The sequence below is a fragment of the Methylocella tundrae genome, assembly GCF_038024855.1.
GTDB lineage: Bacteria > Pseudomonadota > Alphaproteobacteria > Rhizobiales > Beijerinckiaceae > Methylocapsa > Methylocapsa tundrae.
Window position 1 is genome coordinate 2,894,143 of record NZ_CP139089.1, and the last position, 17,395, is coordinate 2,911,537.

A 17,395-nucleotide genomic window follows, 5' to 3' on the forward strand; every position below is an offset into this window, starting at 1 on the left:
CTAAAGCTTTTTCAGGGCGAGGCTTTTGGCGTCTTTGGGGTCTTTGAGCCAGCTGCCGTCCGGCTGCAGGTCGAGCTGAGCCGTGTGTCCCTTGCGCGCCCTCAGCACGAGCCGTCCGCCCGCGAGGCGCCAGCCCATCGGATCGAAGATCACAATGCCTTGATCGCGGCAGGCCGGAGACAAAAAGGCTTTGCCGCCGACGTCGAGGGTCACCATGCAGCCGGTGTCACGCCCGCCCTCGCGCAGGACGGCGTAACGCCCCGGCACGTCCGCGGAACGAAGCGGGGCGGCTTTGACCGGAGCGGCCGCGGGCGGCGCCGCGTCGAGGCGCAACGCGTCTGGCGCAGCGGCGGCATGCCCCGGGGCGCTCACAACGAAGGTCAGCCGATAGGTTTCGCCCTGCGTCCCCGTCGCGACAAGGGCGTCATTCTCCATCGTAAAATAGAGCAGAGGAGCGCCATTGACATCCGCGAGGTCGAGATGCGCGCTGTCCGGTAAACCCCAGGCGACGATATTCGACAGGACCGGCAAGGCGCGCCGGCATCCGGCGGGCATGCCGATGTAAAAGCCGCCATGTATCTGCTCGCCCCGCAACGTCAGGCGGCAGGTCTTGTTGCTGCCTTCGAGCGACAGTTCCCACTGGCCGAGGACGGCCTGAGGACTGTCGAGGGTCAGCGCGCAAAGAGGCGAGGCCGATAACGCGAGTCCCCAGCCGGCGAGGCCAAGAAGAAGAGACCGCAGGGGCGGCCCCGCGCGGACGGCTTTGTTTTTCAATTTATGGCGCATGATCGCTGATAACGCTCGAGCCGGGTTCGCACAAGAACCGAAAAGACTATAAAGGAAAGCCGCGCGCCGCCAATATGGACGGGGCGCTTTGACCCGGTTTGGCCGCGCCGCCCTGCTGGCGAGCCGCAACCGGCGCGGAAATCTTGAGGGATTTGCTAAAAATTTGCCGACATTTCGGACAAGATTTTGCGTTACAAAGACGTCGGACAAACACGTTGGGCGGCCGCGTTGATTCGAACTGCATTCATCGCGCGCCGAGGAGATCGCCCTTGATTCGCCTTGTCGGCCTCGCATTTGCTCTTGGCCTTGGTTTGCAGCTTGGCTTCGCCCCCGCCCGCGCGGAGATCGTGCGCGCGCGCTACGCCGTGAGTTTGGTCGGACTGCATATTGGCGACGCCGCCGCCGTCGGGTCGTTGGACTCCAACAAATACCGCATTGATTTCAATGCAAAATTGACTGGCGTCGCGGCGCTGGTCGCCGACGTCAGAATGGCCCTGACCTCGACCGGCTCGATGCGGAGCGGCTCACTCGCGCCCGCGACCTATGCAACGACGTCCGGCAATTCGCAGGAAACCCGCACCGTCCGCATGGCGCTCGTCGGCGGCAACGTCAAGGCTGTCGATATTTCCCCGCCCTGGGAGGACAGGGACGGCCGCGTTCCCGTCACGGAAAGCCATAAGCGCAATGTTCTCGACCCGACCAGCGCCTTCATCATGGCGGTGCCGAACGGCCAGCCGCTCGTCGGCCCATCCGCGTGCAATCGCCGCATCCCCGTTTACGACGGCTTCGTGCGCTTCGACATCACGCTGATGTATACAGGCACGCGCACCGTTTCGATCCCCGGCTATTCAGGCCCGGTCTCGGTCTGCGCCGCGCGCTATACGCCGATCGCGGGCCACAAGCGGGATTCGCGTTCGACCCGTTTCATGGCGGAGAACCGGCAGATCCAAGTCTGGCTGGCCCCGGTCGAGGGCGCCCATGTCGTCGTCCCCCTCCGCGTCGAGCTGATGACGCTCGCCGGCGAAGCGCTCATCGAGGCGGTGGAGTTTTCGGTCGAGCCAAGCAGCGTCACCGCCGCGACCCATTAGAGCATGATGCCGAAAAGTTGCAGACTTTTCGGGCCCACATCATGCGGTGAAACAAAGGCTTAGAGAGCGAAATGCGTTTCCGCTTGAACGCATTCCGCTCTAGACCATCCGTTTTTTTCAAGGCGGCTTGGGCTTCCATCGCCGATCGTTTTTGATGAGGGCGTCAGCTTTGAGCCGGCCATGATCCGGGCCGCGACCGCCGCGATATGACGATTCCCTCCAAAGTCTCCGGCATCAGAGATAGGCGCCGCCGGACACCTCGATGCGCTGCCCGTTCACCCAGCGGTTATCATCAGACAGCAGCGAGGCGATCATCGGCCCGATGTCGTCCGGCAAGCCGGCCCGTCCGAGCGCCGTCTGCGAGGCGACGCTTCGATTGGCCTCGGGGTTGTCGCGCACCAAGCCGCCGCTAAAGTCGGTCTCGATCGCACCCGGCGCAACCGTGTTGACGGCAATGCCGCGCGCGCCGAGCTCCTTTGCGAGATAACGGGTCAGCACTTCGATGGCGCCCTTTGTCGCGGCATAGGCCGAGAGGCCGGGCAGGGTGAAGCGGGCCAGGCCCGAGGAAAGATTCACGATGCGCCCGCCGTCGGCGATGAGCGGCAGCAGCTTCTGCGTCAGGAAAAACACGCCCTTGAGATTGACGTTGATCAGCCTGTCGAAATCAGCCTCCGTCGTCTGCGCGAAGGCGGCATGGAGGCCGATTCCCGCGTTATTAACGAGATAATCGAACCTTTCGACGCCGAAGCTTTCCCTCAGTGTCTTCGCCAGCTGCGCGGCAAAGCCGTCGAAAGACGCGCTGTCGCCGGTGTCGAGCTGCAAGGCGGCGGCCTTTTGGCCGAAGGCCTCGATCGCCGAAACGACGGACTTCGCCTCATCCCGGTTGGAGTGATAGGTGATGATGACGTCGACGCCTTTGCTGGCGAGGCTCAGCGCGGTATTGCGGCCAAGGCCGCGGCTGGCGCCGGTCACGAGCGCTACTCTGTTGTGGCGGGCGTCATGTTCGATGGTCGGCATTGGCTTTTCTCCGTGAGCTCGTGTGAGGCGCAAGCTACCGCGCCGACTGTCCCTGCTGAATGCCCGGATATTTGAATTATTTGCCTAATCCTCCAGCCGCCCTTGGCGTCGGAGCGCGGCAAGCGCTATGTTGGATCGTCCGCGGAGATTTCGCATGTCGTCAGCCTTGAGGGACGCCGTTCTCGCCTATACCGACACGCGTGCGAGCAGCGGCGCGTTTTACGCAACTGGCGTCGAAGCGCTGATGCTGATGCGATCCGATCGGCCGACTTCGCCTCGGCACGCGCTCTATAAGCCGGCGTTATGCATTAACGTGCAGGGCGCCAAGCAGGTCATGCTCGGCGATGAGGTTTTTGACTATGGCGAGCTGCAATATCTGGTGGTCAGCCTGGATTTACCCATTCTCGGGAGGGTGACGCACGCGGCCCCGGGCAAACCTTTCCTTGCCATGGTCATCGAGATCGACGTCAATCTCATGCGCGAGGTCATGGAGCAGTTCGCCGAGCCGGCAGATCCAATCGCCGCGACTGACCGAAGCCTTGGCGTCTTCGTCGGCGACTTCGGGCCGCCGCTGATCGACTGCGCATTGCGATTGATGCGCCTGCTGAAGACGCCGCACGCCATCCCGGCGCTCTATCCCTCGATCATGCGGGAATTGTATTATTGGCTGCTGACCGGCCCTGACGGGGCGGCAATCCGGCGCCTGACGCTGCCCGATAGCCATACCCAACGCATCGCCAGGGCAATCCATGTCATGCGGAAAGAATTCGCAAGCCCGGTGCGCATCGAGCGCCTTGCCGCCGTCGCGCATATGAGCCCGTCGTCTTTCCACCACCATTTCAAGGCGATGACCTCGCTGACGCCGCTGCAATATCAAAAACAGTTAAGGCTGCTCGAAGCCCGCCGCCTCATGCTGGCGGAGGCCGCCAATGCGACGAGCGCCGCCTATCGGGTCGGCTATGAGAGCGCCTCGCAATTCAGCCGGGAATATGCGCGCATGTTCGGCGCCCCTCCGAGGCGCGACGCCGTCGAATTGCGCTCCCCTCCCGCGTAAGGGCGTCGGCGACAGCCGTCGCGCCGTTCGAGCCCGATCAATCGCCCTTTTTGGCCAGCGCCGCCTGCGCCGCGGCCAACCTTGCGATCGGCACGCGGAAGGGTGAGCAGGACACATAGCTGAGGCCGATTTTCTCGCAGAAGGCGATCGAATGCGGATCGCCGCCATGTTCGCCGCAAATGCCGAGCTTGATGTCGGGCCGGGTTTTGCGTCCGCGCTCGGCGGCGATTTCGACGAGTTCGCCGACGCCGTCCTGATCGATCGTGACGAAGGGATCAGCCGGCAGGATGCCTTTCGCCGTGTAGCGCCCAAGGAATGAGGCGGCGTCGTCGCGCGAAATGCCAAGGCCCGTCTGGGTGAGGTCATTGGTGCCGAAGGAGAAGAACTCCGCCGTCTCGGCGATTTCGGCGGCGCGCAGGCACGCGCGGGGCAGCTCGATCATCGTGCCGACATGGTAGGGGATGGTTTCCCCCGTCTCTTTCGCCACCGTCTGCGCCATTTGGTCGATCGTCGCCCGCACCAGATCAAATTCGGCCTTGGCGATGACGAGCGGCACCATGATCTCGGGCGTCACGACTCTGCCGGTCTGCTTTCCGGCGGCGATGGCGCCCTCGAAGATCGCGCGCGCCTGCATTTCGGCGATCTCGGGGAAGGCGATCGCCAGCCGGCAGCCGCGAAAGCCGAGCATCGGATTGAATTCATGCAATTCGGCGGCCCGGCGCTTGAGGGCGTCGGCTGAGACGCCCATTGACGCGGCGACCTCTGCGATCTCTTCGTCCGATTGCGGCAGAAACTCGTGCAGCGGCGGATCGAGCAGGCGGATCGTCACCGGCAGGCCGGACATGATCTCGAACAGCTCGGCGAAATCGCTGCGCTGCATCGGCAAAAGCTTGGCCAAAGCCTTGCGCCGTCCGGCCTCATCATCGGCGAGGATCATCTCGCGCACCGCGATGATGCGGTCGCCCTCGAAGAACATATGCTCCGTCCGGCAGAGCCCGATGCCTTCGGCGCCGAACTGGCGCGCAATCCGGGCGTCCTGCGGCGTCTCTGCGTTGGCGCGCACGGCCATCCGGCGGATCGCGTCGGCCCAGCCCATCAGCGCCTGAAATTCGCCGGAGAGCTCGGGTTTTTGCATGGCGATTTCGCCCTGGAGCACCTGGCCCGCCGCTCCGTCGATCGTGATGATGTCGCCTTTCGAGAACTCGACGCCGGCCGCCGTCATCTTCTCGGTCTTGTAATCGATGCGGATTGTTCCGGCGCCGGAGACGCAGGGCTTGCCCATGCCGCGCGCCACCACGGCCGCATGGGAGGTCATGCCGCCGCGCGTCGTCAGAATGCCCTCGGCGACATTCATGCCGTGAATGTCGTCCGGGCTCGTCTCTATGCGTACGAGGATCACGGCTTTGCCCGCGGCCTTCGCCGTCTCGGCGTCTTCGGAACTGAAGACGATCTCGCCGCTCGCAGCGCCCGGCGAAGCCGGCAGGCCGGTCGCGACGATTTTGCGCTCGGCCTTTGGGTCAATCGTCGGATGGAGCAACTGGTCGAGCGCGGCCGGATCGATGCGCGCGATCGCTTCTTCGCGGGTGATCAGCCCCTCATTGGCCATTTCGACGGCGATGCGCAGCGAGGCCTTGGAGGTGCGTTTGCCGGAGCGCGTCTGCAGCATCCAGAGTTTGCCGTTCTCGACGGTGAACTCTATGTCCTGCATGTCGCGGTAGTGCTTTTCAAGCAGGGCGGTGGTGCGCCGGAATTCGGCGAAGGCCTCCGGCAGCGCCGCCTCCATCGAGGGCTTCTCCGAACGGGCCGCGATGCGCGCGGCCTCGGTGATGTTCTGCGGCGTGCGGATGCCAGCGACGACATCCTCCCCTTGCGCGTTGATGAGAAATTCGCCGTAGAGCAGGTTCTCGCCCGTCGAGGGATCGCGGGTGAAGGCGACGCCCGTCGCGGAGGTCTCGCCCATATTGCCGAAAACCATCGCCTGCACATTGACGGCGGTGCCCCAGCTCGCGGGAATGCCGTTCAACCGCCGGTATGTTTCGGCGCGGGGATTCATCCAGGAGCCGAAGACGGCGCCGATCGCGCCCCAAAGCTGCGCTTTCGGGTCCTGCGGGAAGGGCTCGGCCAGCATTTCGGCGACCTTCGCCTTATAATCGGCGATCACTTCCTTCCAGTCCGCCGCATCGAGATCCGTGTCGAGCGTCGCGTCCTTGCGGTCCTTGAAGCTATCGAGGATCGTCTCGAATTCGTGGTGATCGATATTGAGCACGACATTCGAATACATCTGGATGAAGCGGCGATAGGAATCATAGGCGAAACGCGCATTGCCCGAACTCTGCGCCAGCGCCTCGACGGTGACGTCGTTGAGGCCGAGGTTCAGCACGGTGTCCATCATGCCCGGCATGGAGGCCCTCGCCCCGGAGCGGACCGAAACGAGCAGCGGATTGACCGGATCTCCAAAGACATGGCCAGCGATGGCGCCGGTCGCCTCGAGCGCCGCGTTCACATCGGCTTCGAGTTCGGGCGGGTAGCTCTTCCCGTTCTTGTAGAAATAGGTGCAGACTTCCGTCGTAATGGTGAAGCCGGGGGGCACGGGAAGGCCGAGATTGGCCATCTCGGCGAGGTTTGCGCCCTTGCCGCCGAGAAGGTCGCGCATTTTGGTCGTCCCTTCGGCCTTGCCGCCGCCGAACGCGTAAACCCATTTCGTCTTCCGCGTGCTGCTTTCTGTCGTCAAGATCTCAACCCCCGGCTGATGCGCCTGTCTTGCTCTGCTTAAGCCTTGCTGAGTCTAAAGCTCTCGCGCGCTCAAGGAAAGCCAGCCAAATCTCCTAAATTTGATTTAGCGCCGAAAATTTCTCTGCGCTCTGATGTTCCTCGTCCGTTCCCGCGGCGGCTCTGCCTGTTGCGCGCCGCGCTCTTTGCAAGCTTTCCGACATTTCACGCGCCCAAATCCGACGCTGCGTCAGCGTTGGCGCGCCCGCCGGGAGCGCGAATGGCCGTCCGCATGAAATGGAACGGTTTTCGCAACCCGATCACAAAACGTCCGAATTGGCTCGAATCGAACAGACTCAAATCATCACCGACGATGGCCGGCGTTTGCGGGAAGAGTCTGGCTCCGGTCTCGAAGCCTCATGCGGAAATGGTCATCAATAATCACTAAGGGTGTGAACCTGCCGGGCTCCCGTCGCGGCTGCGCCGGAGCGGCGGTTCCGGGGCCGGCGCCCTCTGTTCGCGCCCTGAGCGGGGATCGAAGGCATGATGAAAGTCCAGATTGAGCGGCCTTATATCGAAGCGATGATCGGCGAGTTTCCCGACCTCGCCGCCCTCAAGGAGCAGTTGCGCTTCGGCGACAGGGTCGAAGTGGCGTTCAGCCAATTGTCCGACGCCCAGATTGGCCTCCTTGGCGAGCTTTACCGCAAGGCGGGCCCGGACATGCAGATCCGCGCGGCGCAATTGTCGACGTTGCGCCAGACCCTCAATGACAAGGGCGTGCGCTTCGGTCCGAACGATCTCGAAATGGTGCTCCCCGCGATCGTCCGCTATCTGCTCGCCGACGCTATTCGCGGATGGGTGTTCACGGCGAATGTCGCGACCAAGCCCTTGCCTTACGTGATAACGCGGCTTGACTATACGCCGGCTTCGAATGAGGAAGCCGGCAGGCTCTTTATCGAACTGAAGGCCAACGCCAAAGGCGCGGTGGCGGTCAATACCGTGCGCGTGAGCAGCAATGACATCGACGGCAAGACCATTGGGGAAATCTTCGCGGCGAAGGGCTTTCTGAAGGAAACGCCGGAACTGATCGCCGCTTACGACGAGACGATTGATCGCTATTTCGACTGGCGCGCCCGGTACGGCGGACAATTTTCGGCGCGCGGCACGGGGTTTTATGCGGAGGATCCGAATTCCTCGCATCGCGAGATGGATTGGTCGCGCAAGGACATTGTGGTGTTGTCAACCACCGGGTCGCCGGCCCGGCTGGTCAATGACGAAAGCATTTTGACCAATCGCGCCCTCACTCTCGACGTTCCGGGCGAAATCCTGACGCCCTATCTGCGCAAGGCTTCAAAGAGCAGCAAGTTCGACGCCGAAGACGAGGTCAAGGAGTTGCAGGACGCATTGCCGGCGGGGCTGTTCACCAAGATCCCGGTGCATGGCTTTGTGCTGATGTTTCATCTCGAACTGCATCATTACATCTGGGTCCATGTGGACGACATGGAGCCCTATGAATACAAGCCCGCCCTGAAGCAGAAGCTCGTTCTGCCGCCCGAACAAACCGATCTCATCGACATACTGACCGCCGAAATGGATGTGCTGATGGACGATATCGTGGCGGGAAAATCAGGCGGCACCACGGTGTTGTGCGCCGGCCCGCCCGGCGTCGGCAAGACCCTGACCGCGGAGGTCTATTCGGAGATCATCAGGCGTCCGCTCTACCGCGTCCACTCAGGCCAGCTCGGCCTCAATGTGGCGGCCATGGAAAGCGCCCTCAAGGAGGTGTTGACGCGCGCGCAGCGCTGGGGCGCCGTGATGCTGATCGACGAGGCCGACGTCTACATCAAGAAACGCGACAACGACATGACCATGAACGCGGTGGTCGGCGTCTTTCTGAGGGTGCTGGAATATTTCAACGGGCTGTTGTTTCTGACCACCAACCGCATCGACGATATCGACGAGGCGATTGTTTCCCGTTGCATCGCCCTCATCAAATATTATCCGCCGGACACGGATGCTCGGCGCAAGATCTGGCGCGTGATGGTCGACCAGTTCGCACTCGACGTCGACGATGAGCTGATCGCGCGGCTGGTTGATCTTTTTCCGGCGGCGACGGGGCGCGACATCAAGGGCCTCGCCAAGCTGGTCGGAAAATTCTGTCATCAAAAGAGGGAAAAGCCGTCGCTCGAAGCCTTCCGGCGCTGCTCCATCTTTCGCGGCATGGACATGATGGAGGCGTCGGCCGCCTGAGCGCCGGTCAGAGCAGCATCGAGCCTGTCTCGATGAAGCGCTGGTGCCAGGACAGCGCCTCGCCCGGCAGCGAAGGCGATTGCTGGCCGTAGGAGCCTTTCTTCGCGCGCCGATAATAATCTTCGAGCGCCGGCCGGTAAGCGGGATGAGCGCATTTTGCGATGATGAGTTCGGCGCGCTGCTTCGGCGAAAGGCCGCGAAGATCGGCAAGGCCCTGCTCGGTCACAATGACCTGCACGTCCTGCGTGATATGATCGACATGCGAGCATTGCGGCACGATCGCCGAGATTTTGCCGCCCTTCGCGGTTGATGGCGTCATGAAGATCGACACGAAAGCGTTGCGCGCGAAATCGCCGGAGCCGCCGATGCCGTTCTGTATGCGCGATCCCATCACATGCGTGGAGTTGACGGCGCCATAAATATCGGCCTCGATCAATCCGTTCATCGCGAGGCAGCCGAGACGGCGGATCAGTTCCGGGTGGTTGCTGATCTCTTGCGGGCGCAAAATCATCTTGTCGCGGAAGTCCGCCATATTGTCGTTGAGCGAGGCGGCCGCCTCCGGGCTCAGCGAGAAGGCTGTGGCCGAAGCGACGCGCAGCTTTCCGGCGGCCAGCAAGTCCAGCATGCCGTCCTGGATGACTTCTGTATAGGCCGTCAGGTTCTCGAACGGCGAGTCGAGCAGCCCGCTCAATACGGCGTTGGCGATATTGCCGACGCCCGACTGGAGCGGCAGCAGCGACTGCGGCAACCGGCCCTTCGCCACCTCATGCCGGAAGAATTCGATGAGGTGTCCGGCGATGCTGCGCGCCGCTTCGTCGGGCGCCGAGAAGGGCAGGTTGCGATCAGGCGCATCGGTTTCGACGATGGCGACGATCTTGTCGGGGTCGCATTGCAGATAAGGCTGACCGATGCGATCGTCCGTGCGAATGAGCGGGATCGGCACGCGGTTCGGCGGCAGCGCGGTGCCATAATAAATATCATGCATGCCGTCGAGCGCGGGATTTTGCCAGCGATTGACTTCAAGGATGACCTGCCGCGCCCGGTCGAGCCATGTCTTGTTGTTGCCGACGGACGAAGAGGGAATCAACGACCCGTCCGGCCGGATGCCGGTGACCTCGATCACCGCCGTGTCGAGCGGACCAAGGAAGCCCTGCCACGCCATCGGCGCGACCTGGCTGAGATGCATGTCGAAATATTCCATCTCGCCGCGATTGATCTTTTCGCGGGCGATCGGATCGGAATTATAGGGCAGCCGCAGCTCGATGCCGTCAACGCGAGCGAGCGCGCCATCGAGTTCGGGGCCGGTGGAGGCGCCGGTCCAGATGCGCAGGCGAAATGGATTGCCGGCCTTATGCTCCGCCTCGATGCGGGCGGCGAGCGCCAGCGGCACGGCCTTCGGATAGCCGGACCCCGTAAAGCCGCTCATGCCGACAGTTGCGCCAGAGCCAATCAGCGCGGCCGCGTCCTCCGCCGTCATCATCTTTGACCGCAGACGCTCGCATCCAATTCTCGAATGGTCCTTCGTGAGCAACTGGCCAGTCAAGATCGTCTCTCCCGCTGCGTCCGGCGCTGAAATCGGCCGTTCATATCAGAAAGCGCGTTCAATAAAGTGAAATGAACGTCATTGCAAACATTGGATATGCAAATTGCGCCTTGTAATCATGCTGTAATCGAAATTGAGTCTCTCGACACGGACAATAATCGTCAGAGTGATGACGATCTGAATTCGTATCAGACCATCTCGACAATGGCAGGATCGTTCGCCGAACACTTCGAGATCTGCGGATCAGGCTGCGGGTTGGAGATCAGCCTCGATCCGCTTCACCGCCTTCACGCTTGGCTTTGCGCGCTGCGGCGCGAGGCGCGGCGAAGACGTCGGACATCGCTGTTTCGCCGGCGGCGAGCTCGATGATCTCGGCTGTGATCTCATCCTGACGTACAAGGCGCTGTCTCGCCTGCAATGCGGCAAGCTGGCGCTCGATCTGCCGTCGCGCCGAAGCCATCGCCTCCATTCGCGCCTCGTTCTCGGCCGCGAAGGCGTGCAGCGCGGCGTTGCAAAGCTGCGCATGCATGTAATCCGCGGTCAGTCCGGAAAGAAGCGTCGTCGCGGGGAGGTTGAGGAGGGGGCAGTTCCTGTCGCGGGGTGGCGGAAATACGGACAAATCCATGGGAAAGAGGCGGCGCCGTTCAACATGCACGCCGCCGCCCGGCCGCCATTGGCTGAAGACGGCGTCGAGCCGGTCGATCTCTGCCGTCGCGATCTTTCCGTAGAGCGCCTCGGTGATGCAGTCCGCAAGTTTCGGGATGCCGTCGGTATGCGCGGGCATGGCGCTTTTCCAGCCGGCGTTGACGCCTCGTTCAGCGCCGAGGGTCGCGCCGCGCGAGCCGATCAGAAAAAGGTCGGAGGCCGAAAGATCAGCGCCCGCGGCGTCGAATACGCGCTCGCTAAAGGCGCCGGCAAATCCCTGTTCCGCGCAAAACAGCACGAGCGCTGGCCGGCCCGATGCGCGCGCGATTGACGCCGGCGGCGGCGCCAACGCGACGACGCGGCCGATCGCGGCGGCGATGGTCGCCGCATAGCTGTCGACGGCAAGCAATTGGCGGCGGGCCTGCTGCGCGCGCGCCGCGGCGATGCCGCGCATCGCATTGACCACGGCGCCGAGCTGGCGCATGCCCTCGATACGGGCGCTGATTTCGGCGAGCCGTTCGGTCATGGCGCGCCCGCCGCTTTCACCGGCGGCGTGATGGACTGAACATAATGTTGCAGCGTCTGCAGCAGCGCCTGCTTGTGCGCTTCATCGAGCGTCCCGGTCTCCTCGATGAGCCGCACGGCGTCCGGCGCGCCGCGGCCGAGCGCATCGGCGAGGCCTTGCCGGAACGCGGGGACGATTGCTACGGGAAGCTTGTCCAGCAGGCCGGATTGAATGGAGAGGATCAGCGCGACTTCGTCTGCCAGCCGCAGCGGCGCGTGCTGGGGCTGTGCGAGAATGGCGCGGATGCGCGCGCCGCGCGTCAGCTGGGCGCGCACGCGCGTGTCGGGCATGCCGCCGAAGCGGGTGAACATCTCGAGTTCGAGAAACTGGGCGTAGTCGAGGCGCAGCATCTCGGCGGCTTCGCGCAGCGCGCGCGCCTGCGTCTTGCCGCCGACGCGGCTGACGCTGACGCCGACGTCGACGGCCGGCTTCTGCCCTTCATGAAAGAGCTTCGCGTCGAGCACGATCTGACCATCCGTGATCGAGATGAGATTGGTCGGGATATAGGCGCTGAGATTGCCCGCGTCTGTCTCCGCGATCGGCAGCGCCGTCAGCGAGCCGCCGCCCTTTTCCTTGGAGAGCTTGGCCGCGCGCTCCAGCAGCCGCGCATGAACATAGAACACGTCGCCGGGATAGGCCTCGCGCCCCGGCGACTGACGCGTCAGCAACGCAATCTCGCGGTGGGTCGCCGCATGTTTCGACAGATCGTCGATGACGATCAGGGCATGCTGACCGCGGTCGCGGAAATATTCAGCCATTGTGAAGCCGGCGAACGGCGCGATCCATTGCAGCCCCGGCGAGCTTGCCGGCGGCGCGACGACGATGATGCAGCGTTCCGGCGCTCCGCTCGCCGTGATTGCGTCAATAGCGCGGCGGACGCTTGAACTTTTCTGGCCGACCGCGACATAGACGCAGATTATGTCGCTCGTCCTTTGATTGATGATCGCGTCGACCGCGATCGTGGTTTTGCCGATGGCGCGGTCGCCGATGATGAGCTCGCGCTGCCCGCGCCCGAGTGCAAACAGCGCATCGACGACAACGAGGCCGGTCTGGACCGGCTCGGTCACGAGATCGCGGTCGATGATCGCGGGGGCGGGACGCTCGATCGGCTCCAGCGCTTCGGCCGCGATCGGCCCCTTGCCGTCGAGCGGCCGGCCGAGCGGATCAATGATGCGGCCAAGCAGCGCCGGCCCCACCGGCACGCGCACGACATCGCCGCCGGCGCGCACGGCGTCGCCCGCCTCGATGGCGTCCGCTTCGTCGAGCAGCACGCAGCCGACGCGATCGCGCTCGAGCACCTGCGCGAAACCATATTGCCCCTTGTCGAAGCGCAAAAGCTCATCGAGGCCGACGTTGGGCAGGCCGGAGATGAGGGCGATGCCGTCGCCGACTTCCTCGACGCGGCCGATCGCGTCGGCTTGGGGGCCAAGCTTCGCGGCGCCGAGTTTTTCGCTCGCGCCTTCGAGCCAGCGGTCGGCTTGCGCATCGGCGTCAGATTCTGTTGTCATGCGTCAAATCCGCGAGAATGCGATCGAGGTCGGAGCGCCAGCTATTGTTGACGACGAGTTGAGGGCCGCGCAGTTCGAGTCCTGCGATCAAACCGGGGTCCGCCCTGAAGACGATCCGGGGCTGCGCGCCGAGCGCTTCCGTGATCAGCTTGCGGTAGCGCTCCTCCTCTGTGGGGTCGAGCGGCGCCGCGCTGATCGCCTCGAGCGTCACGCCATCGGCGGCGACCGCCTGCCGAGTTGCATCGGGCAGGTCGCGAATCTCTTTCAGCAGCCAGTCCAGAAAGGCGGCGCGCGCCGCTGCTCCATCGAGCCGCGCGACAAGGCGTCCGGCGATTTCGACGGCTAGACGGCTCGCTCGATCGGCGAATGCTTTTTCCGCCAGGGCCTGCTCTTTTTGCATCGCGGCGCGCGCCGCCGCCTGCTGGGATTCGGCCTCCGTCGCTGCCGCCTGCAGGCGCGCCGCCCGCTCGCGCTCGCCCTCTTCGTGCGCGGCGGCAAGGACCGTCTCGCGTTCTTGCGCGAAGCCGGCGCGCGTTTTTTCGATGTCCGCGAGCGCCGCGCTCGCCTCATTGCGCTTTGCCTCGGCTTCCGCGAGAATTTGCTGTGCGGCGGCGCGGCGCTGTTCGATGATCGCCGCGACCGGACGCCAGAAGAAACGCCCAAGCAGCCAGACCAGAATAAGGACGTTGACGGTCTGGAGGCCAAGCGTCCACCAATCGATGGTCATGACGTCATTTCAGCAGCGGGTTGGCGAACAAAAGCAGCAGCGCGATGACGAGGCAGTAGATCGCCATCGTCTCGATCATCGCGAGGCCGACAAAGAGCGTGCGGGAAATGGTGTTCGAGGCCTCCGGCTGGCGGGCGATCGCATCCATCGCGGCGGCTACCGCGCGCCCCTCGGCAAGCGCCGGGCCGATGGCGCCGAAAGAGACCGCGACAGCCGCCGAAACAATGCTGGCAAGGGCTAACCAATTCATGCGGAGGTCCTTTGATTTGAGGAATCGTTGGCGGGCTTCCCCTCGCTGACCGCGCCGGCGATGAAGACCATCGCGAGCACCGCGAAGATATAGGCCTGCACCGCTCCGGTGAGGAGATCGAGCGCCATCAGGGGGATCGGCACGAGAAGGCCGGCGAGGGACAGGACAATGCCGATGACGAAGACGCCGCTCATCACATTGCCGAACAGGCGCACGAGCAGGGAGAATGTGCGCGTGAGGCTCTCGACGAAATTGAGCGGGATCATGATCGGGTTCGGCGCGGCGAAAGTGGCAAGATAGCCGCGCAGGCCGCCGGCGCGCACGCCAAACCAGATCACAGCGACGAAGACGAGGAGCGCGAGCGCGGCGTCGGTCTCGATGTGGGCCGTCGGCGGCTCGACGCCGGGCGCGAGCGACGACCAATTGGCGACGAAGATAAAGACGAACAAAGTGCCGATGAAGGCGCGATAGGGCGCCGGCTCGACATTCATCGTGTCGCGGATCTGACTGTCCAAAGTCTCGACGACGAGCTCCATCGCAGCCTGTGTCGCCGAAGGAACAAGCGACAGCCGGCGCGTGAGGAGAAAGGCGCCGCCGGCGAGGACGACGATAATCGCCCATGTGACGACGACGCCAGCCGTAATCGGCGCGGGGCCGAGATGAAAGAGCGCAACGCTGGCGAGCGGCGAAGTCATGCAGCCGCCTCTTTGAGCCTGCGCATGACGAGGGCGCGGCCGATGAGCACGCCGAGCGCCATGGCGAGCAGCGGCGGGGCGCCGTGCAAGCTCGCCAGCGCCAGCGCGCCGCCGAGAAGGATGAAGCGGCCGATCGTCAGCGCGACGGCGACCGCCGTATGGCCGCCCGAAGCGAACAGGCGGGCGCTTTGCCAGAGCGCCGCGAAATAGGCAAGGCCAAGCGCGACGCCGCCTGCGAAATACGCCACGAGGCTGATGACGGTCCCGGCGGCGGGAAGGGTGTCGAACGGCCAGAAGTTCATGCGTCCTTGATCCATTTCCACGCGGACCAGCATCCAAGACCCAATCCAAGCATCAGCAGCGGCGCGGTCCAGAATAGGCCCGAGTTGAATTTCTGGTCCAGCCAGCGGCCCGCGAAAATGCCGATCAGCATCGGCGTGACGATGATCCAGCCGAGCACGCCGATCTGGGCGAGGCGGCGGGCCACGGAGGGATCGCCCTCGCGCAGCCAGCGCCGATGCCGCTCGCCGCGCAGCCGGACGCCTTTGACCAGCGGGTCTTCTTCGCCGGGCTCCGGTTCGCGCGCGCTCATCACAAAGATCCCGTGGCGCCGCGCCCGTCAGGCCGCAGATGGCGCATGATCTGGCGGATGGCGTTGAGCTGCAGCCGCGTGCTCTCGACGCGTTCGGTGCGCTCCGTCTCGATATCGGCGCGAAAGCGGCTGAGCACCGTTTGATCGAGCGTCAGGAGATCCTCGCCCGCCACCGCCTCGCGCGTGGCGATGGCGATCGCCTCTCCGCCGGTGACGGAAAGGACGCCGCGGCGCACCGCGCAATAGCGGCGCTTTCCATCGCCGCTTTTCCAGCTGACGATGGAGATAACGAGGCTTGTCAGAAAATCCGCGTGCCGGGGCAGGATTCCGAAGCCGCCGCTGCAATCCTCGGCGCGCAGCGCGAGCACGCCGTCTTCATCGACGACGACCGAAAGTGGCGTGACGATGCGCAGCTTCATGACGCGCTTCCCGATCCTTTTTTAGCGGACGCGGCCTCTTTTTCGCGCGCTTCGTCGAGCGTTCCAACCATATAGAGTGAGCTTTCCGCGAAATCGTCGGTCTCGCCGTCGAGAATGGCTTTGCAGCCTTTCAGCGTGTCGGCGCGCGCCACGCTGCGGCCGGGGACGCCGGTGAAGGCCTCCGTCACGGCGAAGGGCTGGCTGAGGAAACGCTGGAGCCTGCGCGCCCGCTTGACGATCAGGCGATCGCTTGCGCCGAGCTCCTCGACGCCGAGCAGGGCGATGATGTCCTGCAGGTCCCTGAAGCGGGCGATCGTATTGCGCGCGGCCTCGGCGATGCGATAGTGCTCCTCGCCCACGATCAGAGGATCGAGCAGCGCCGAGGACGAGCCGAGCGGATCGACGGCGGGATAGAAACCTTCGGCGGCCTGCGCGCGCGACAGCATGATGATGCTGTCCATGTGGCTCGAGATCGCCGTCACGGCGGGGTCGGTAAAGTCGTCCGCCGGAACATAGACGGCCTGAATGGCGGTGACGGCCGCTCCCGCCACCGAGGCGATGCGCTCCTGCAGCGCGGCGACTTCCGTTGCGAGGGTCGGCTGATAGCCGACCCGTGAGGGCAGACGTCCGAGCAGGCTCGACACCTCGCTGCCAGCCTGCACGAAGCGAAACACATTGTCCATCAGCAGCAGCACGTTCTGATGCTTCTGGTCTCTGAAATATTCCGCGATGGCGAGCGCGGTCATCGGCACGCGCCAGCGCGCGCCCGGCGGTTCATTCATCTGTCCATAGACGAGCACGGTGCGCGCGAGCACGCCGGAGCCCTGCATATCGGTCAGCAGCTCATGGCCCTCGCGGGAGCGCTCGCCGACGCCGGCGAAGACGGAGATGCCCTGATATTTCTCGACCATGGCGTGGATCAGCTCCATCACCAGCACTGTCTTGCCGACGCCGGCGCCGCCGAACATCGCCGCCTTGCCGCCCTGCGCGAGCGGGGCCAGAAGATCGATCACCTTGACGCCGGTCTCGAACACCGCGGTCGTCGAGGTTTCGTCCTTCAGCGCCGGCGGCGCATGATGGATGGCGCGGCGGGGCGTATCATCCGGCAGCGCGGGCCCGCGATCGCGCAATGTCCCGACGACGTCGAGGAGCCGCCCGAGAACAGCATTCCCGACCGGCGTCGAAATGGGCTCGCGCGTGGCGCGCACGGGCACTCCACGCGCGAGTCCGGCGGTCGCCTGCAGCGCGATGGCGCGGACAGTGCCGGGATCGAGGTGGCTATGCACTTCGAGGATCAGAGCTTCCGGCCTGTCCCATTCGACGATCATGGCGGTGTTGATCGCCGGCAGCGACTGGCCTTCGAAGGTTACGTCGACGACGGCGCCTCGAACCGATGTGACGACGCCAGCCGCCGCGGCGGGGGTCACGGCTGGCTCCGCGTGCTGGCGACCGATTTTCTCATAGGCCCCTCATCTACTCTGCCGATTTGCCGCGGACATTGATTCCAATCAAGCCGCGCCGCCGCGCCGATCGCCGATCCAAGCCGC

The 17,395-nt window shown here is 64.2% G+C and carries 16 protein-coding genes; 3 read left to right on the forward strand and 13 right to left on the reverse strand.

Features of this window, described 5'->3' with window-relative positions:
• Entirely contained in the window at positions 1–774 is a 774-nt protein-coding gene (locus SIN04_RS15590) for an AprI/Inh family metalloprotease inhibitor (RefSeq protein ID WP_166795957.1), read from the reverse strand.
• Between the two features lie 281 nt (positions 775–1,055).
• Here SIN04_RS15590 and SIN04_RS15595 point away from each other — a divergent pair, with 281 nt between their 5' ends.
• Positions 1,056–1,874 (forward strand): DUF3108 domain-containing protein, encoded by an 819-nt coding sequence (locus SIN04_RS15595; protein WP_134490637.1) that lies wholly within the window; start codon positions 1,056–1,058, stop codon positions 1,872–1,874.
• Between the two features lie 234 nt (positions 1,875–2,108).
• On the opposite strand, the gene SIN04_RS15600 is transcribed toward SIN04_RS15595, so the two are convergent.
• Entirely contained in the window at positions 2,109–2,891 is a 783-nt protein-coding gene (locus SIN04_RS15600) for an SDR family oxidoreductase (protein ID WP_134490639.1), read from the reverse strand.
• A 154-nt stretch (positions 2,892–3,045) separates the two neighbouring features.
• Between SIN04_RS15600 and SIN04_RS15605 the strand changes: the two genes are divergently transcribed.
• Positions 3,046–3,945, forward strand: coding sequence for an AraC family transcriptional regulator (locus SIN04_RS15605; RefSeq protein WP_134490641.1), 900 nt, complete (start codon positions 3,046–3,048; stop codon positions 3,943–3,945).
• Positions 3,946–3,982: 37 nt separating this feature from the next.
• Here the strand turns inward: SIN04_RS15605 and ppdK are convergent, their stop codons facing one another.
• Positions 3,983–6,598: a pyruvate, phosphate dikinase gene (ppdK, locus tag SIN04_RS15610; protein ID WP_244605992.1), complete on the reverse strand. Its 2,616-nt coding sequence runs from the start codon at positions 6,596–6,598 to the stop codon at positions 3,983–3,985.
• Between the two features lie 602 nt (positions 6,599–7,200).
• Here ppdK and SIN04_RS15615 point away from each other — a divergent pair.
• Positions 7,201–8,904, forward strand: a complete 1,704-nt coding sequence (locus SIN04_RS15615; protein ID WP_134492585.1) for an ATP-binding protein — start codon at positions 7,201–7,203, stop codon at positions 8,902–8,904.
• Between the two features lie 7 nt (positions 8,905–8,911).
• Here the strand turns inward: SIN04_RS15615 and SIN04_RS15620 are convergent, their stop codons facing one another.
• From SIN04_RS15620 to atpD, 10 genes are all read right to left on the reverse strand, one after another.
• Positions 8,912–10,381, reverse strand: coding sequence for an acetyl-CoA hydrolase/transferase family protein (locus SIN04_RS15620; RefSeq protein ID WP_341264476.1), 1,470 nt, complete (start codon positions 10,379–10,381; stop codon positions 8,912–8,914).
• Positions 10,382–10,709: 328 nt separating this feature from the next.
• On the reverse strand, positions 10,710–11,618 hold the full coding sequence (locus tag SIN04_RS15625; RefSeq protein ID WP_134490645.1) for a F0F1 ATP synthase subunit gamma: 909 nt from the start codon (positions 11,616–11,618) through the stop codon (positions 10,710–10,712).
• Complete coding sequence (locus SIN04_RS15630; RefSeq protein WP_134490647.1) at positions 11,615–13,165, reverse strand: F0F1 ATP synthase subunit alpha; 1,551 nt, start codon at positions 13,163–13,165, stop codon at positions 11,615–11,617. The genes SIN04_RS15625 and SIN04_RS15630 overlap by 4 nt, the downstream gene beginning before the upstream one ends.
• Positions 13,149–13,892, reverse strand: a complete 744-nt coding sequence (locus SIN04_RS15635) for a F0F1 ATP synthase subunit delta (protein WP_134490649.1) — start codon at positions 13,890–13,892, stop codon at positions 13,149–13,151. Before SIN04_RS15635 ends, SIN04_RS15630 begins: the two co-directional genes overlap by 17 nt.
• A gap of 4 nt (positions 13,893–13,896) precedes the next feature.
• On the reverse strand, positions 13,897–14,142 hold the full coding sequence (locus SIN04_RS15640; RefSeq protein WP_134490651.1) for a F0F1 ATP synthase subunit C: 246 nt from the start codon (positions 14,140–14,142) through the stop codon (positions 13,897–13,899).
• Positions 14,139–14,837 carry a F0F1 ATP synthase subunit A gene (locus SIN04_RS15645; RefSeq protein ID WP_134490653.1) on the reverse strand — a complete coding sequence of 233 codons (699 nt, stop codon included), beginning with the start codon at positions 14,835–14,837 and terminating at the stop codon, positions 14,139–14,141. Before SIN04_RS15645 ends, SIN04_RS15640 begins: the two co-directional genes overlap by 4 nt.
• Positions 14,834–15,139: an ATP synthase subunit I gene (locus tag SIN04_RS15650; RefSeq protein WP_134490655.1), complete on the reverse strand. Its 306-nt coding sequence runs from the start codon at positions 15,137–15,139 to the stop codon at positions 14,834–14,836. The genes SIN04_RS15645 and SIN04_RS15650 overlap by 4 nt, the downstream gene beginning before the upstream one ends.
• The gene (locus SIN04_RS15655; protein WP_134490657.1) at positions 15,136–15,429 is read right to left on the reverse strand and encodes an AtpZ/AtpI family protein; all 294 of its coding nucleotides are present in this window, start codon (positions 15,427–15,429) and stop codon (positions 15,136–15,138) included. The genes SIN04_RS15650 and SIN04_RS15655 overlap by 4 nt, the downstream gene beginning before the upstream one ends.
• Positions 15,429–15,848, reverse strand: a complete 420-nt coding sequence (locus SIN04_RS15660; RefSeq protein WP_134490659.1) for a F0F1 ATP synthase subunit epsilon — start codon at positions 15,846–15,848, stop codon at positions 15,429–15,431. Before SIN04_RS15660 ends, SIN04_RS15655 begins: the two co-directional genes overlap by 1 nt.
• Complete coding sequence (gene atpD / locus SIN04_RS15665; RefSeq protein ID WP_134490661.1) at positions 15,845–17,275, reverse strand: F0F1 ATP synthase subunit beta; 1,431 nt, start codon at positions 17,273–17,275, stop codon at positions 15,845–15,847. The genes SIN04_RS15660 and atpD overlap by 4 nt, the downstream gene beginning before the upstream one ends.
• Positions 17,276–17,395: the final 120 nt, after the last annotated feature.

Excerpts from the sequence above, each read along its gene's own strand:
- ppdK (WP_244605992.1), bottom strand. The coding sequence starts at position 6,598 with ATGCGCGACCTTCTCGGCGGCAAGGGCGCAAACCTCGCCGAGATGGCC.
- SIN04_RS15655 (WP_134490657.1), bottom strand. The coding sequence starts at position 15,429 with ATGAGCGCGCGCGAACCGGAGCCCGGCGAAGAAGACCCGCTGGTCAAA.
- SIN04_RS15640 (WP_134490651.1), bottom strand. The coding sequence starts at position 14,142 with ATGAATTGGTTAGCCCTTGCCAGCATTGTTTCGGCGGCTGTCGCGGTC.
- SIN04_RS15650 (WP_134490655.1), bottom strand. The coding sequence starts at position 15,139 with ATGAACTTCTGGCCGTTCGACACCCTTCCCGCCGCCGGGACCGTCATC.
- SIN04_RS15645 (WP_134490653.1), bottom strand. The coding sequence starts at position 14,837 with ATGACTTCGCCGCTCGCCAGCGTTGCGCTCTTTCATCTCGGCCCCGCG.
- SIN04_RS15635 (WP_134490649.1), bottom strand. The coding sequence starts at position 13,892 with ATGACCATCGATTGGTGGACGCTTGGCCTCCAGACCGTCAACGTCCTT.
- SIN04_RS15660 (WP_134490659.1), bottom strand. The coding sequence starts at position 15,848 with ATGAAGCTGCGCATCGTCACGCCACTTTCGGTCGTCGTCGATGAAGAC.
- SIN04_RS15605 (WP_134490641.1), top strand. The coding sequence starts at position 3,046 with ATGTCGTCAGCCTTGAGGGACGCCGTTCTCGCCTATACCGACACGCGT.
- SIN04_RS15620 (WP_341264476.1), bottom strand. The coding sequence starts at position 10,381 with ATGACGGCGGAGGACGCGGCCGCGCTGATTGGCTCTGGCGCAACTGTC.
- SIN04_RS15600 (WP_134490639.1), bottom strand. The coding sequence starts at position 2,891 with ATGCCGACCATCGAACATGACGCCCGCCACAACAGAGTAGCGCTCGTG.
- SIN04_RS15615 (WP_134492585.1), top strand. The coding sequence starts at position 7,201 with ATGAAAGTCCAGATTGAGCGGCCTTATATCGAAGCGATGATCGGCGAG.
- SIN04_RS15625 (WP_134490645.1), bottom strand. The coding sequence starts at position 11,618 with ATGACCGAACGGCTCGCCGAAATCAGCGCCCGTATCGAGGGCATGCGC.
- SIN04_RS15630 (WP_134490647.1), bottom strand. The coding sequence starts at position 13,165 with ATGACAACAGAATCTGACGCCGATGCGCAAGCCGACCGCTGGCTCGAA.